General features: G+C 42.4%; 16 protein-coding genes and 1 pseudogene. 16 read left to right on the forward strand and 1 reads right to left on the reverse strand.

Annotation, left to right across the window (positions count from 1 at the left end; genetic code table 11):
- Window positions 1-3 precede the first annotated feature (3 nt).
- From LQ226_RS10570 to LQ226_RS10615, 10 genes are all read left to right on the forward strand, one after another.
- Window positions 4-252, forward strand: a complete 249-nt coding sequence (locus LQ226_RS10570; RefSeq protein ID WP_231417864.1) for a ubiquitin family protein — start codon at window positions 4-6, stop codon at window positions 250-252.
- 35 nt (window positions 253-287) lie between these two features.
- Window positions 288-590 (forward strand): WXG100 family type VII secretion target, encoded by a 303-nt coding sequence (locus tag LQ226_RS10575; RefSeq protein WP_231417865.1) that lies wholly within the window; start codon window positions 288-290, stop codon window positions 588-590.
- Between the two features lie 31 nt (window positions 591-621).
- A complete protein-coding gene (locus tag LQ226_RS10580; RefSeq protein ID WP_231417866.1) occupies window positions 622-924 on the forward strand; it encodes a pore-forming ESAT-6 family protein in 303 nt (100 codons plus the stop codon).
- Window positions 925-1,074: 150 nt separating this feature from the next.
- Entirely contained in the window at window positions 1,075-1,365 is a 291-nt protein-coding gene (locus LQ226_RS10585) for a hypothetical protein (RefSeq protein ID WP_231417867.1), read from the forward strand.
- Between the two features lie 21 nt (window positions 1,366-1,386).
- Window positions 1,387-2,790 carry a hypothetical protein gene (locus LQ226_RS10590; RefSeq protein ID WP_231417868.1) on the forward strand — a complete coding sequence of 468 codons (1,404 nt, stop codon included), beginning with the start codon at window positions 1,387-1,389 and terminating at the stop codon, window positions 2,788-2,790.
- Window positions 2,787-3,044: a hypothetical protein gene (locus tag LQ226_RS10595; RefSeq protein ID WP_231417869.1), complete on the forward strand. Its 258-nt coding sequence runs from the start codon at window positions 2,787-2,789 to the stop codon at window positions 3,042-3,044. The genes LQ226_RS10590 and LQ226_RS10595 overlap by 4 nt, the downstream gene beginning before the upstream one ends.
- Window positions 3,045-3,064: 20 nt before the next feature.
- On the forward strand, window positions 3,065-3,388 hold the full coding sequence (locus tag LQ226_RS10600) for a DUF4176 domain-containing protein (protein ID WP_231417870.1): 324 nt from the start codon (window positions 3,065-3,067) through the stop codon (window positions 3,386-3,388).
- A gap of 46 nt (window positions 3,389-3,434) precedes the next feature.
- A complete protein-coding gene (locus LQ226_RS10605; RefSeq protein WP_231417871.1) occupies window positions 3,435-3,749 on the forward strand; it encodes a hypothetical protein in 315 nt (104 codons plus the stop codon).
- Between the two features lie 322 nt (window positions 3,750-4,071).
- Complete coding sequence (gene katG / locus LQ226_RS10610) at window positions 4,072-6,288, forward strand: catalase/peroxidase HPI (protein WP_231417872.1); 2,217 nt, start codon at window positions 4,072-4,074, stop codon at window positions 6,286-6,288.
- 83 nt (window positions 6,289-6,371) lie between these two features.
- A complete protein-coding gene (locus LQ226_RS10615; protein ID WP_231417873.1) occupies window positions 6,372-6,644 on the forward strand; it encodes a hypothetical protein in 273 nt (90 codons plus the stop codon).
- 205 nt (window positions 6,645-6,849) lie between these two features.
- Here the strand turns inward: LQ226_RS10615 and LQ226_RS10620 are convergent, their stop codons facing one another.
- A complete protein-coding gene (locus tag LQ226_RS10620; RefSeq protein ID WP_231417874.1) occupies window positions 6,850-7,110 on the reverse strand; it encodes a hypothetical protein in 261 nt (86 codons plus the stop codon).
- A gap of 220 nt (window positions 7,111-7,330) precedes the next feature.
- Here LQ226_RS10620 and LQ226_RS10625 point away from each other — a divergent pair, with 220 nt between their 5' ends.
- The 6 genes and pseudogenes from LQ226_RS10625 (at window position 7,331) to LQ226_RS10645 (ending at window position 14,006) form a co-directional block, all read left to right on the forward strand.
- On the forward strand, window positions 7,331-8,767 hold the full coding sequence (locus LQ226_RS10625; protein ID WP_231417875.1) for a restriction endonuclease: 1,437 nt from the start codon (window positions 7,331-7,333) through the stop codon (window positions 8,765-8,767).
- Window positions 8,768-9,016: 249 nt separating this feature from the next.
- Entirely contained in the window at window positions 9,017-9,217 is a 201-nt protein-coding gene (locus LQ226_RS10630; protein WP_231417876.1) for a cold-shock protein, read from the forward strand.
- A 180-nt stretch (window positions 9,218-9,397) separates the two neighbouring features.
- Window positions 9,398-11,085, forward strand: a pseudogene (locus LQ226_RS10635) (IS1182 family transposase).
- Between the two features lie 757 nt (window positions 11,086-11,842).
- Window positions 11,843-13,372 (forward strand): YifB family Mg chelatase-like AAA ATPase, encoded by a 1,530-nt coding sequence (locus LQ226_RS10640; protein ID WP_231417978.1) that lies wholly within the window; start codon window positions 11,843-11,845, stop codon window positions 13,370-13,372.
- A 55-nt stretch (window positions 13,373-13,427) separates the two neighbouring features.
- Window positions 13,428-13,691 carry a DUF4160 domain-containing protein gene (locus LQ226_RS21155; protein ID WP_354665916.1) on the forward strand — a complete coding sequence of 88 codons (264 nt, stop codon included), beginning with the start codon at window positions 13,428-13,430 and terminating at the stop codon, window positions 13,689-13,691.
- Window positions 13,692-13,706: 15 nt separating this feature from the next.
- Window positions 13,707-14,006, forward strand: a complete 300-nt coding sequence (locus LQ226_RS10645) for a DUF2442 domain-containing protein (protein ID WP_231417877.1) — start codon at window positions 13,707-13,709, stop codon at window positions 14,004-14,006.
- Window positions 14,007-14,127 lie beyond the last annotated feature (121 nt).

The following is a 14,127-nucleotide window of genomic DNA, read 5'->3' on the forward strand; positions in this document are numbered from 1 at the left end:
GTGATGGAGAAAATAGTAGTAGAAATTCGGATACCTGTTCTGAGCCAAACCTATGATGTGTACATCCCATTAACGAACAAAGTGCATGAATTAGAAATGCTACTGAAGGGTGCATTTAAAGACTTATCAGATGGCGCTTTCACACCATCTGGCAACACCGTGTTATGTGACGACAAAGGTAACGTGCTGGATGGTAACAGAACAGCTTTGGAGCTAGGTTTGAAAAATGGCTCCAAGCTATTGTTCATATAAACCGATTGTCATGAATATAAGGGGGAGTTAGGACTATGGCAAGAAAGATTGTAGTAGACCCAGAGAAACTCGAGCTTACAGCACAGAAGATTGATGCACAAGCTCAAGATTACGAGAAGCAATACCAGCAGCTCTTTAATGAAGTAGATGGTATGGGAGCCGCATGGAAAGGGGCGGACAACGAAGCCTACGTTGCCCAGATTAAAGGCTTCATGGATGACTTTCAGAAAATGCGCAAATTAATGCTTGATTACTCTGAGTTCCTTAAACTTAGTGCGAAGACCTATCGCCAAACTCAGACAGAAACGATCAACGCAGCCAAACGCTTATCGAACTAATATCTTTTAACTTTTAGAGGAGGTGGCGGACATGTCTGTTGAAGGTATTCATATTTCCCTTGGGGAAGTCCAAAAGACAGCAGGTTCCATCCGTACCATTAATCAAAACTTAGCGCTACGCTTAGAAGAAATCCAAAAAGAAATGAACAACCTTTCTAGTACGTGGCAAAGTGATGCATCTGAAACAATCAGAGCGAATTTCAACGCTCTAGCTCCGAAGTTCGAAACCTACCGAGAAGTCGTTGATTCATATGCGAAATTCTTAGACAACACGGTCACGAACTATGAAGCGGCAGAGACGAGTATTAATAGTAATGCACAAGCGTTTAAGTAATTTCTAATTGGAAGGTAAAAGAGGTGCCACAAGCCCCCTTTTACCTATCCATTTTAATCATGTTAAGCGATTGGATCCGAACTTTCGGGTCCAACCGCTTAACATGAATAAAGGATAACGCCTTTAATTGGCAAGGAAGGATGGGGTGAGATGGGAATTAACGTTTATGAAGCTCGATCGCAGGCAAATCAACTTGGCCAATATGCCAATTCCTTACGAGATGTCAAAAATAGATTGGAGCACTATCAATCTAGTATAAATGACAGTTGGAAATCAGAAGAAATGATCTACGTGAATAGAGCGATTCAACAGATTAATAGCGAATTGAATAGCATCACTTCAACTCTCTATAGTCTGGAACATAAAGTTGATTCAGCCGCCTATCAAATAAAGTGTGAAGAAGAAGCACGTGCGGCAGCATTGTCTAGAAAAAATGATTAACAGTTGTAGGAGGTACATCAGTTGGCAATGAACATTAGTATTCATGCAGTAAGAGGGAATATAGGTAGTTTATCTAAGAGCAGTTCTGAAGTATCTCATGCATCGAATGACATCGACCGTGTCCGTGGTCAAATTAGCTGGAACATCCGTGCACGCAATGGGATTAATGATCACTTACAGAGGGTTTCTACAGACTTAAATAGAGTTGAAGCAAAATTAAAAAGGATAGAAACATTTGTACATGATGCAATGAATCGCTACTCTTACGCAGAAGATGAAGTAGTAAAGTTAGCAGAAAAGACGAGGTTCAATCATTATAAAAGCCAACATGTCTGTGAGATTGTCCCAAGAGCTGTGGAAGAAGAGGATAATCGTTTCAAAAACCTCTTACATGATACCTCGGATGTGGTCGGGGCTGCCTGGAGTAGCTCAACAGACTTTGTTTCAAATTCTTGGACGGATGCTACCAATGTTTTGAACAATTCTTGGGATTCAACGAAAGATTATTCCGGAGGAGTGTGGCATGATACCTCTAATTTCATGGAGAATGCTTGGGGTAAATCTACAGACTTTGTTCAAGAGGGGTGGGATAGAGCAAGTGACCTAGCTGGGGGTGCATGGACCTCCACGACAAAATTAGTGGATGATACGTGGCACAACACTCAAAATATTATGGGCGCGGCTTGGAATTCTACCACTACTATTGCTGATGAAAGTTGGGAGAAGGCTAGTGGTGTGGCTGAATCTGCTTGGACAAAGTCTTCACGCTTTGTGAAAACTGCATATGAAGATACAAAAGACGTTCTCAATACAACTTGGGATGTTTCAAGAGCATTTGTGAAAGATGCATACCATCAAACTGCTGATGTGATGGAAACTGCATGGGATGCTACTGTCCATCATTTTAAGTCAGTAGAATGGAAAGAAGTTGGCTCGGCAGTTATCACGATAACTGATGGGGCATTTGAATTAGCCTTTGGCACAGAAATTATCGCTGCATCTATAACGGCAGCAGTATCCTCGGCGGGTGCAGCCACACCTCTAGCCATTGCTGGTGGTGTAGGTGGGGGGTATCTAGCTTTAGATGGTGCCAATAAAATAGCAAGCGGCTTCACTAAAATGGTTGATGATCTTTTTGTGAATCCAGGAAAAGATGACTGGGTTGATATACCAAATATCATTGAAGAAGGTCACAAAGACATTTGGGGAGACGATAAAGGTAGCAAGATTTACACTGCCGAGCAGATCGGAATTGGCTTTGTAAGTGCTGGATCATTGGCGAAGAAAGCACCAGAACTGATTGATGATGGTGTTAAGGGGATTAGTTCACTCTTATTTCAAAAAGGATTCGACTCCTATCAATTTGGAGATAATGTGTATTCTTTAGCTCAGCCAAATAAAGATGAATCGGAGGAGAAGCAATGAATTACATTAAAGAACGATTTAAATATCTCCTAGTACCGCTTATTCTTGGAGCTATTATAGGCGGGATAAACACGCAGAGCTTACTTTTAGGGATGTCGGTAGGCATATCCATGTCATTGATAATAGGCAATATTTTGTTCTACATAATAAATCAAGGAAAGAATTGGGTAGAAGCTGCCATTAAATCTTTTAAATATATACTAGCATCTTCTGTTCTAGGGATGATCTTTAGTGTGATTTATACAAATATATAAAATGAAAGGAGGTTAATCATATGCATGAAGAAATTTTACCAATCGGTTCTATAGTAAAGCTAGAAGGCGGAAATAAAAAGCTTATGATATACGGCCGTAAGCAACGTATGAAAAATAGCGGTGAGGTGTTTGACTATCTAGGGTGCCCATATCCTGAAGGGTACATAAGCTTAGAGTATTCCTTCGTATTTAATCACGTACAAATTAAAGAGATTGTTTTCCGCGGCCTTATTAACGGAGAAGAAGAAGAGTTTGTCAGTAATGTGTTGAGTCAAGTAGAAGATGAAGGATCAAGTGAACCCGTACCAAAAAAGAAAGGTTTTTCAGAGAAGAGTTTTATTTAATAAAAATCTAAGAGCTCCTATGGGTTGTTGAAAGGGGGTGAAATCTATGGACAAAGGAAACATGATCAAAACTGCTTTACTTGGTAGTACAAGCAGTCACAAGTTGGACTCATATCCAGTTTTAAAAATTATTAAGGCAGTTTTTACATACTTATCTTTAGCAGTCCTAGTAATTGGAACTCTAGCTGCTTTGGTTAATCTATTCACAGGTAAATTCTTATTATTTCTTGTTACTTTAATCGTTACCTTCATCGGTTGGGGAACAATCAAGATCTATGCAGAGTTTATTCAATTAGCCGTTGATATCGCAGATAATACGAGAAGAACAGCTGAAGTCGTTGAAAGACAGCGAGTTTCATAATTTAAAGAGAGAAGCACGGGAGCGGTTCCCGTGCTTCTCTTTATTTGCGGGACAAGGGGACAGGTACCCGTCCCTAAATAGCTTTTAAGAACCCCCCTATTGATCAAACGTTTGATCAATAGGGGTTTTTCGCTTGGGAAAAGAGGTACAGGTCCCTCGTCCCGCGGGACAACGGACCTGCTCCTGTTTTGGATCAAAGACTTTTCTTTTATAAAAAAATCTGAAGGGTAAGGGTTCAAACTTTCAATTTATGCGTTTATTTATTATAATTATAATCTAATAACGTATTTAATTTTTTCACAAATAGGGAGGAGTCTTATTTATGACCAATAATGAAATGGAACATAGCCAGGCAGAAGGGTGCCCGTTTTCTCACGGTGGACAGGTGAAGCAGGAAGAAACAAGTGCAATTACTCCGATCAAAGTCGGGACGAAGAACAAGGATTGGTGGCCGAATCAGCTGAACTTGGACATTCTGCACCAGCACGACAGAAAGCCTAACCCTATGGGAGAAGACTTCGATTACCGAGAAGAGTTCCAGAAGCTCGATTTCAAGGCGGTTAAGGAAGATTTGAAAAAAGTCATGAAGGACAGTCAGGACTGGTGGCCTGCCGATTATGGACACTATGGACCGCTTTTCATCCGCATGTCCTGGCACGCGGCTGGTACATACCGTACCGCAGATGGCCGTGGAGGGGGCTCTACAGGTCAGCAGCGCTTCGCTCCACTAAACAGCTGGCCGGATAACGGGAACTTAGACAAGGCGCGTCGCCTGCTTTGGCCGGTCAAACAAAAGTACGGCAATAAACTATCCTGGGCAGACTTGCTTGTCCTAGCTGGTAACGTTGCGCTAGAAGATATGGGCCTTGAAACAGTCGGTTTCGGCGGAGGACGTGAAGATGTTTGGCACCCGGAACACGACATCTACTGGGGCAGCGAAACGGAATGGTTAGGCAATGACCGTTATGAGGAAGGTCGTCAGCTTGAGCAGCCGCTTGCTGCCGTGCAGATGGGTCTGATCTATGTAAACCCTGAAGGTCCAGACGGTAACCCAGATCCCCTTCTGAGTGCGAAAGACATTCGGGACACGTTCGGTCGAATGGGGATGAACGATGAGGAAACCGTTGCTCTGACAGCTGGTGGTCACACGTTTGGTAAAACCCACGGTGCAGGGGATCCTGTCGCTCACGTCGGTGCTTCACCGGAAGCGGCGGACATCGAAGAACAAGGTTTTGGCTGGATGAGTACGCATGGAAGCGGAAAAGGCCGCGATGCAATCACAAGTGGAATTCACGGCGCGTGGACGCCGACCCCAACGAAATGGGATATGAGTTACTTTGACCTTTTATTCGGCTACGAGTGGGAGCTGACGAAGAGTCCGGCCGGCGCTTATCAATGGAAGGCTGTCGACCTGAAAGAAGAACACATGGTACCGGACCCTGAAGATCCTTCTAAAAATGAAGAGCCGATGATGATGACAGCGGACTTAGCGCTACGTGAAGATCCGGTTTACGAAGAGATCTCCCGTCGCTTCCACCAGCGACCAGAAGAATTTGCCGAGGCGTTTGCAAAAGCTTGGTTCAAGCTGCTTCACCGTGACATGGGACCGAAATCTCGCTATCTAGGCCCGGAAGTACCGAAAGAAGACTTTATCTGGCAGGACCCGATTCCAGACGTTGATTACAAGCTAACAGATTCAGAGATTGAAGACTTAAAAGCCAGAATCCTCGGCTCTGAACTGACGGTAAGTGAACTAGTCAAAACCGCATGGGCTGCAGCTAGCACGTACCGCCAGTCTGACAAGCGTGGTGGTGCAAACGGAGGACGCATTCGTCTATCTCCCCAGCGTAACTGGGAAGTCAACGAGCCGGAAAAGCTTGAAAAGGTTCTATCGATCTATGAGAACATCCAAAAAGAATTCGAGAAGAACGTCAGCCTTGCTGATTTGATCGTGCTTGGTGGATCAGCAGCGGTTGAAAAAGCGGCTAAAGCTGCTGGTGTTGAAGTGAAGGTTCCATTCACGCAAGGCCGCGGGGACGCGACAGAAGACATGACAGATGAAGAGAGCTTCGAATTCCTAGAGCCAATGGCCGATGGATTCCGAAACTATGAGAAGAAAGAATATACACTAAGCCCAGAAGAGATTCTTGTCGATAAATCTCAACTACTTGGCCTGACGGCGCCTGAGATGACGGTTCTCGTCGGAGGGATGCGCGTGCTCGGTGCCAACTATGGTCATAAGAAGCATGGTATCTTCACGGATAACGTTGGGACCCTCTCAAACGATTTCTTCGTGAACCTATTAGACATGGGTACGAAATGGGAGCCGGTTGATTACAACGAATACGAAGGCCGCGACCGTAATAACGGTGAGCTACTTTACACGGCGTCCCGCGTCGACCTTGTCTTCGGCTCAAACTCTATTCTTCGCTCCTATGCAGAAGTGTATGCGCAAGCCGACAACCAAGAGAAGTTTGTGCGTGACTTTGTAGATGCATGGGTGAAAGTGATGGACGCCGATCGCTTTGATGTAAAATAAGGTTGAAGGGGAGCATCTCAAAGGGATGCTTCTCTTTTTTGTGACATTATAAGAAAGCAGGGGAGATGTTGTTTAAAAATTATTTGGATTTTAATAGCAAGCTGTTGCCACTATATGTTTTATTCTTGATGGCTTTTGCTTTGGGGATCGCCTTAACCGGTGAAAAAGATGGCTTTCTCATTCACATGCTAGTCATCATTCCTCAATTCTGGTTCTACTCCATCACTCCAAACCTATGGCTTTTATATAAGAAGAGAGGGGACGAGGGTAATCTTAAAGGGTTTCTGAAAATGATGATCTGTATCCCCATTCCTTACATCATAATCGCTATTCTTATTAGAATCTTCTACCTTTAATAGGCACAAGGAAATACAGGGGCGGATCTGGTACTTCCTTAAAAGATATCTCTGTGCCGCTTAAAAGAATCATCCATGCCAAAAGGTCACTGAGTGCCCTGATCTTTGACCATTTAAGGCTATTTTTTTAGTAAAACGGCAGAGAGAACCCAGCGGAGGTTGCGGATTGGGTACAATGTTATCCTCCCGTCCCGATTGTGTTTCACTAACGCGCTTCAACTCTATCTTTCTTCACCCAATACCACCTTTGCATTCCGATAACGAGACCCACGGTGTATGAAAAGATGGCGTTATATACTCCTCCGCCGTCACCAGTTAAGTCGGGGAAAAAGAAATCGCCTATTGTAGAGAAGACAAAGCATATGGTTCCTACCAATAGGACGCCATGTAGAAAAATGACATTGAACTTACTATCATTTTCGAAATTAGTTTTGGGATAGTCTTTTTTATGTTTTGAGTTATTCAACAACTGCTCCTCCTTATTTAAGTTTCCAGGGTGAAGGGGAAGTTCTTCTTTTTAGTTTAACTTATATTAGGGTGGAAAAACGACCTGTCCCAAACTTGATTCATTGTTTATAGTAAGAGATAGAACGATATCCTCCTCTTCTGAAAAGAGGTATATGTTGAGGAAAGGGATCGTACGAAGAACATACATCTATGATGGATATACAGCGAGGAGATGGGCCATGTTTGCCTATGTGAAAGAGGCACTAGAAGCAGTAAAAGCAAGAGAAGAAAATGTAAAAGTTCTTCATCAGACCGAAAAAAGAATGAATCAACTAACGAAGAAGAATGAAGCATTATCGAATCAAATTGAAATGCGAAACGAACAAATAGAGGAATTAGATAGGAACATCGCGAGAAAAGAGTCTGAAATCCATGAACTGAATGAGAAAATGGCTCTCATGCACAAAGAAATTCATAAGACCAAACAAGAAAAATATGATGTAAACAGTCAGCTTCGGCTGGCTCAGAGTAAGTTAGAGAAAGTAGAAGAGGAATGGAAGAAACATGAGGAGAAAAAGGAACAGTATGAGAGAAGTACTTGTGAAAGAAAAGTAGCTTTAACGAATCTTGTACGGGGGCTTAGCCAATATGCTATAGGTTTACAGGAGATAAACTCCATCCCTATAGAAAGTGAAGCGTTTGAGCTTGAACTTATGGAGCTTAACGAACTTCATGAGAGGTTGATGGAGAATTTTGTGTCTAAGTATTTACCTCAATGCGTAAACCTCATTATTCCAGATGTGTTTAAGGAACTATTAAACTACATAGATGCCAAACCGTTCACTCAAAGCTATTGGCTCCCGGAGAATGTTACATATGCCCCGGCTGTCCATTCGATGATCTCCTTTTATCATAATCATTTAACCGCGCTCATTGACCTGCTATCTAAGCGAGGACTTGTGGTAAGAGGGAACGAAGAAGCGTTTCTTGAAGTGATGAAGCTGATCGTTTTAGAAGTGAACTATGAACGGTTAAGGGATGATTTCTTCTTAATGGAAGAGCGTATTCAGGAAAGTGACCCACTCGATCATGTTCTTCATGTGTATATTCAAAGTCTAGGAGAAGAGGAAGTGCGCTCTTTTTCTAACTTAGGTTTTCTTGTAGAATTTTTGAAAAGAAAACGCTACGGGAATTACGAAAAAGAACTGCTGATTGAAGATGATCTCTTAAATGAAGCCCAAGCAAACTATAAAGCTATGAAGTTGGAGCGAGATTTAATGAGGGATAAAGAAACAACACAAAGTCCTCCTCTGATGACCATGGAAGCCATTAACGAAATGAATGGATTGGAGTTCGAGGAATTCTTGGTTAGCTTATTATCTAAATTAGGTTTTCGTTCTTCTCCTACTAAGAATTCAGGAGATCAAGGCGTGGATATCCTAGCTCGAAAAAATGACCGTGTCTACGCAATCCAAGCGAAACGATACGCTAGTTCAGTCGGGAACAAAGCGGTTCAGGAAGTGGTATCAGGTAAAGAATATTATCATGCAGACGCCACATGGGTGATTACCAATAATACCTTTACACCGGCGGCTCTTGCGTTGGCTGAACGGACGGAAACGACGCTTTGGGATGGTCATAAGTTGGAGGCCGTGCTTGAGGTTTATAATATGTGAATGAGGGCTGGGCCGCGGGCCAGGGGGACAGGTCCCTCGTCCCGCGGGCCTATGAACCTGACCCCTTGTCCCACTTCTTGGTAAAGTGAATCTGAGCACGATTATTCATATCGTTTGTTCCAAAGCTATGATATAGTTGTAATTAACTAATTGTTGTTCGGAATAATAAACCTGAGAATTTGATTCATCTTAAGAAATTGTTAGAGCAAGAATGGTAATATTCGTGCAAAAGCACGTGGAGGAATTTAAATGAATAACGGTACAGTAAAATGGTTTAACGCAGACAAAGGTTTCGGATTTATTGAAGTAGAAGGTGGAGACGATGTATTCGTTCACTTCTCTGCAATTCAAGAAGAAGGCTTCAAAACGCTAGAAGAAGGCCAAGCTGTTTCTTTCGATACAGAAGAAGGAAGCCGCGGACCACAAGCAGCTAACGTTGTGAAAAAATAAATCATTTTAAAAAGAGGCTGGGACAAAACCCAGTAAATTAAACTAAAAGTGGCCCCCACGAACAAGACTTTGTTCGTGGGGGCCACTCTATTTATGTTTATGCTTGGTTTTTAATAAACAATAAGGACATCCTCTGATAGAATTAAAGTAACCACACAATAACCAACCGGAGGTGCCCTTATGTTTAAACAGTATAACATGGATCAAGTGGTTTTGCCTTTAGATTTAGAAATGAAACTTCAAGAAAATGATATTGCCTTCACCGTTCACGATATGGTAGAACAAATCCCGGATGAAGCGTTCGCTAGTTTTTTACGCCATACAGGTTGTCCAGCCTATCACCCACGCATGATGATGAAAGTGATTTTGTGTGCCTACTCTCAGTCTGTTTTTTCTGGAAGAAAAATCGAAGCTCTTCTCCAGGACAGTGTGCGTATGATGTGGTTGGCTCAAGGGTATGAACCGAGCTATCGAACCATTAATCGATTCCGGGTCCATCCAGAAGTTAAAGAGCTCCTTCGTCAGTGTTTTGTCCAGTTTCGTTGTCAGTTAGTTCAAGAAGAATTGATTGATGATGAGGCGATTTTAATGGGACCAAGATTGAAGCTAACGCGAATAAGTTTACGTTTGTTTGGCGTAAAGCCGTTGAAAAATACAGTGCCGCACTCATTGAAAAATCAAACCAACTATACAATGAATTATTAAAAGACGAAATTATACCTGAGATCGAACAAGAAAGCTCGGACGAACTTTCCACCGAAGAGCTTTCTTTCATAGCTGAAAAGTTGGAAGAAAAAGTCGATGAGTTGAATGATAAGATTGAGGCAAGTGAGGATGTAAGCGAAAGGAAACACCTTCGCTCAGAGCGTAAACAACCAAAACAATCTCTTAAAAAGTTCAAGGACTTTGCCGCACGCAAACAAAAATATCAAAACGACATGGAAGTGTTTGGAGAACGCAACAGTTACTCAAAGACAGACCATGATGCCACGTTTATGCGAATGAAAGACGATTATATGAAGAACGGACAACTGAAGCCAGGTTACAATGTGCAGATTGCGACAGAAGGGCAATTTACGCTCGCTTACGATAGTTTCCCAAATCCAACAGATACACGCACCTTCAAACCCTTTCTTGATTACATCGAGAACGAATACTTTGACCTTCCGGAATACGTCGTGGCTGACGCCAGTTATGGAAATGAAGAAAATTATGAGGATATCCTAGAAAATCGCGAGCGTACGCCTCTCATTACTTACAATACCTATCGCAAAGAGAAGAAAAAGAGCTTTAAGAAGAATTCTTTCCACTCAGCTAATTGGGAATATAATGAGGAAGACGATTCGTTCACATGCCCAAATGGAAAACGATTGACGTTCCAATATCAATCCCACCGAACGGATCGAGGTGGCTTTACAAGGGATTTCAAAGTATACGAATGTGAAGACTGTTCTGGTTGCCCTCTCCGCGCTCAGTGTACCAAGGCGAAAGAAGGAAACAACCGGAAAATTTATTATAATGAAAAATGGGAACAACAAAAGGATATGGTTAAAGAGAAGCTTTCGGACGAGAAAACGGGTGAAATCTACGGGAAACGTAAAATAGACGTGGAACCAGTTTTTGGATTCTTGAAGGCTAATTTGCATTTCACTCGAATGTCCGTTAGAGGCAACGAGAATGTTCATAATGAATTAGGATTTGCGTTCATGGCAGTGAACTTAAGAAAGTACAATGCCATGAACGGAAATAAACCCATAGATTATAGAAGTAAACCTAAGAAAAAAGGTTCCAATCATCAAAAAAACGATGATTGGAACCTTTTTAATTATCTGAGACTAGTTTTGGCCCAGCCTCTTTTTTTGTTTTAGCGGGAAACGGGGACAGGTCCCTTGCCCCGTGGGACTATGAACCTGTCCACGTTTCCCATTATCAACCGAATAGTAATTCCCCGGTCATTATAAACCAGATATTCTCTAGTCCTGCTCCCAAAATGAATGCAGTCACAAACGCAATGATGGACAAGATGACTTTGCTTTTTGTTTTGATAGTTCTAAATGGTTTATATATGTGCTCTATTTGACTTATAAATGGAATAACAATAAGTGCAACAACAAGGATCGAAATGAGATCACTTTTAGTGAACGGTGAGCTAATGTAATCGTTTAAAAAGACATTTGAAATGATTAAAAAGCTGAAGATACAGGTTTGAAATAAAAAGAAATAGATTTTTTTCATGAATTTGCTCCAATTTTTTGGGAAACGGGGACAGGTCCCTCGTCCCACGAAGAGTATATCATAAACTTTGAAGCATGAGGGCGGTCCCTGTGCTTCTTTTTTTGTTCGGAAGGGAAGAGGTTGTGCAAATACGGAATTACTTAAATTCTCATTTTGACTTAAGGATCTCTCGTTCATTTTCAACTTTCACTAGAGAGAAATTCAAATGTGTCCAGATTATACCAAGTTAAATCTAAATAACTCCTATTCGCCTTGGCAAATGGAAAGGAGTAAACTATCCATAATACAATCATAAGGAAGAACGAGATTACGGTATATTTGCAAAGTTTGACACTATTGATCAAACGTTTGATCAATAGAGAAGCAGGATGTACATACGGAGGTGAAAAGGTGGCAGTAGCGATTCAAAGCATTGGCCTAAAAGGAATTGAAGGCTATCCCGTCACAGTAGAAGTTGAGAAACTAAACGGCGTGGAGTCGGTGGTCGTAGTTGGACTACCCGGCGCTGCGGTGAAAGAGTCTAAAGAACGAGTGCTAGCTGCTTTAAAAGGATATGGGGTAAACTTTTTCGACCGGAGGGTAATTGTGAATTTGTCACCGGCTGAGGAGAAAAAGCACGGTCCGATGTTTGACGTGGCGATGGCGATAGGAATTCTTAAATGTTTCGGTACGCTTAGGAGCGAGATTGCAGACGATACAGCGTTTATCGGATCTTTGTCGTTAACAGGCAAAGTTCAGTCGATCAGAGGCATTCTTCCTGCCATCATGTCCGCCAAGAAACTGGGGATCAAGCGCCTGTTTGTTCCCTATGACTGCAGTATACCGATTCAAGAAATTGAAGGATTGGAGATTGTGTACGTCGAGTATTTGAGGGAACTTGTGGGTCATTTATCCGGTAGCGGCGCAATGCCTTCTATGAAGCCTAAGGAGAGGATAGTGGTGGCCCCTCCTTCTTTTGACGGGGTTGATTTCAAAGAAGTCATAGGTCGGGAGAAGGCAAAGCGTGCCCTTGAGATTGCGGCTGCGGGCGGCCATAATGTGATGATGGTCGGTCCGCCTGGGTGCGGGAAGAGCTTGTTGGCTGAGAGTTTCCCGTCTATTATGCCGAAATTAGAACTAGAGTCACAGCTTGAAAATGTTAGTTTATATGAGCTCGCCAACACCTCTATGTCCTCCCTTGGAAAACCACCCTTCCGTGCTCCTCACCATTCAGCCTCTGCTGTTTCCATTATAGGAGGAGGTGCAAATCCCGCCCCTGGTGAAATTTCGCTCGCCAATCACGGCGTCCTCTTTTTAGATGAATTAGCCGAATTTCCAAAGAAAACACTCGATATGTTACGTCAGCCCCTCGAGTCTGGGCGAGTAACGATCAGCCGAGCTCAAGCGACTGTGACTTACCCAGCAAAATTTCTGCTTTTATCTGCCATGAACCCTTGCCCATGCGGCTACCTTGGAGCCACCACCCATTATTGTACCTGTTCCCCAAGAACCATTCAGGCTTACCAAAACAAAGTATCTGGCCCTGTGCAGGATCGGATCGATATTATTCTTCATTTAGCCCCGGTGAATCTTCAGAAGGAACGAAAAGAAGAGGTTCCTAGTTCTTCTGAGATTCAAAGGCGTGTTCAAGCAGCCAGGGACCTTCAGTATAAAAGGCACGGAAAAGTATGTTGTAATGCGGACCTTTCTGTTGAAGAAGTGCGTACAAAAATTCATTTAACTGAGGACCAGAAACGATTTCTTCAAAATCGTGCGGTCAAAGAGAATTGGAGTAACCGGCTCCAGATGAAAATGTACCGGCTAGCCAGGACGATATCTGATCTGAAGGGGGAAGAAACCGTGTCAAATGAGGCTTTATGGGAAGCGGTTAGTTTGAGGAGGGGGACTAGCGGGCTGATTAAGAAGAAGGTGATTAGGTAAGGAGATTTGTGGAGTAAGTTTTATAAATAAAATGAAGTAAAGCAGGGATGAATGTATGTCAACCATAACTCATTTTGGAGGGATTACAATACATTTATACTATAATGATCACGATCCCCCTCATTTTCATGTTAATTATTCAGGAATATTGACTAGAATAGAAATAAATACAGGTGAGTATTTAAAGGGAGACATTCCTATACCTCGAGTAAAGGAGAAGGAGGTATTAAATTGGCTCGACAATCATAAGGATGATATGATGAAGGCATGGAAGGCGTGTAGAAATAACCAAGTGCCTGATAAAATACCACCCTTATAATAGGAGGTGTTTTCTGTGATTCTTATTCATAAGGCAGTACCGGTCCCTGAATTAGATGGTTGGTTGCTCTTGGATTTTTCAGATGGATCTAAAAAATTTGTGGATATCAAGCCACTTATGGAAGGTGTACTCGAAAAACTAAAAGAACCAGAGTTTTTCCGCCAAGTCTTCGTAGATCCTGATTTAAAGACGGTCACATGGCCGGGGGAATTAGATTTAGACCCGGATCAGCTGTTTAAAGAAGGCATTGATATGAAAGAAGTTAAGAAGCTATTTGAACTAGCTCAAGATAGAAATTTATTAGAAAGAGCTTAACAGAAGCGTGGGGAAATTCCTATGCTTCTTTTTTTGATGAGGTATTGTTTTGAGGGGAGCTGGCAACAGACACAGAGCATCTTTTCTCAAAGTTCCTAACGAGATGATAGACTGAGGTGTA

The organism is Pontibacillus sp. HN14 (genome assembly GCF_021129245.1).
GTDB lineage: Bacteria > Bacillota > Bacilli > Bacillales > BH030062 > Pontibacillus.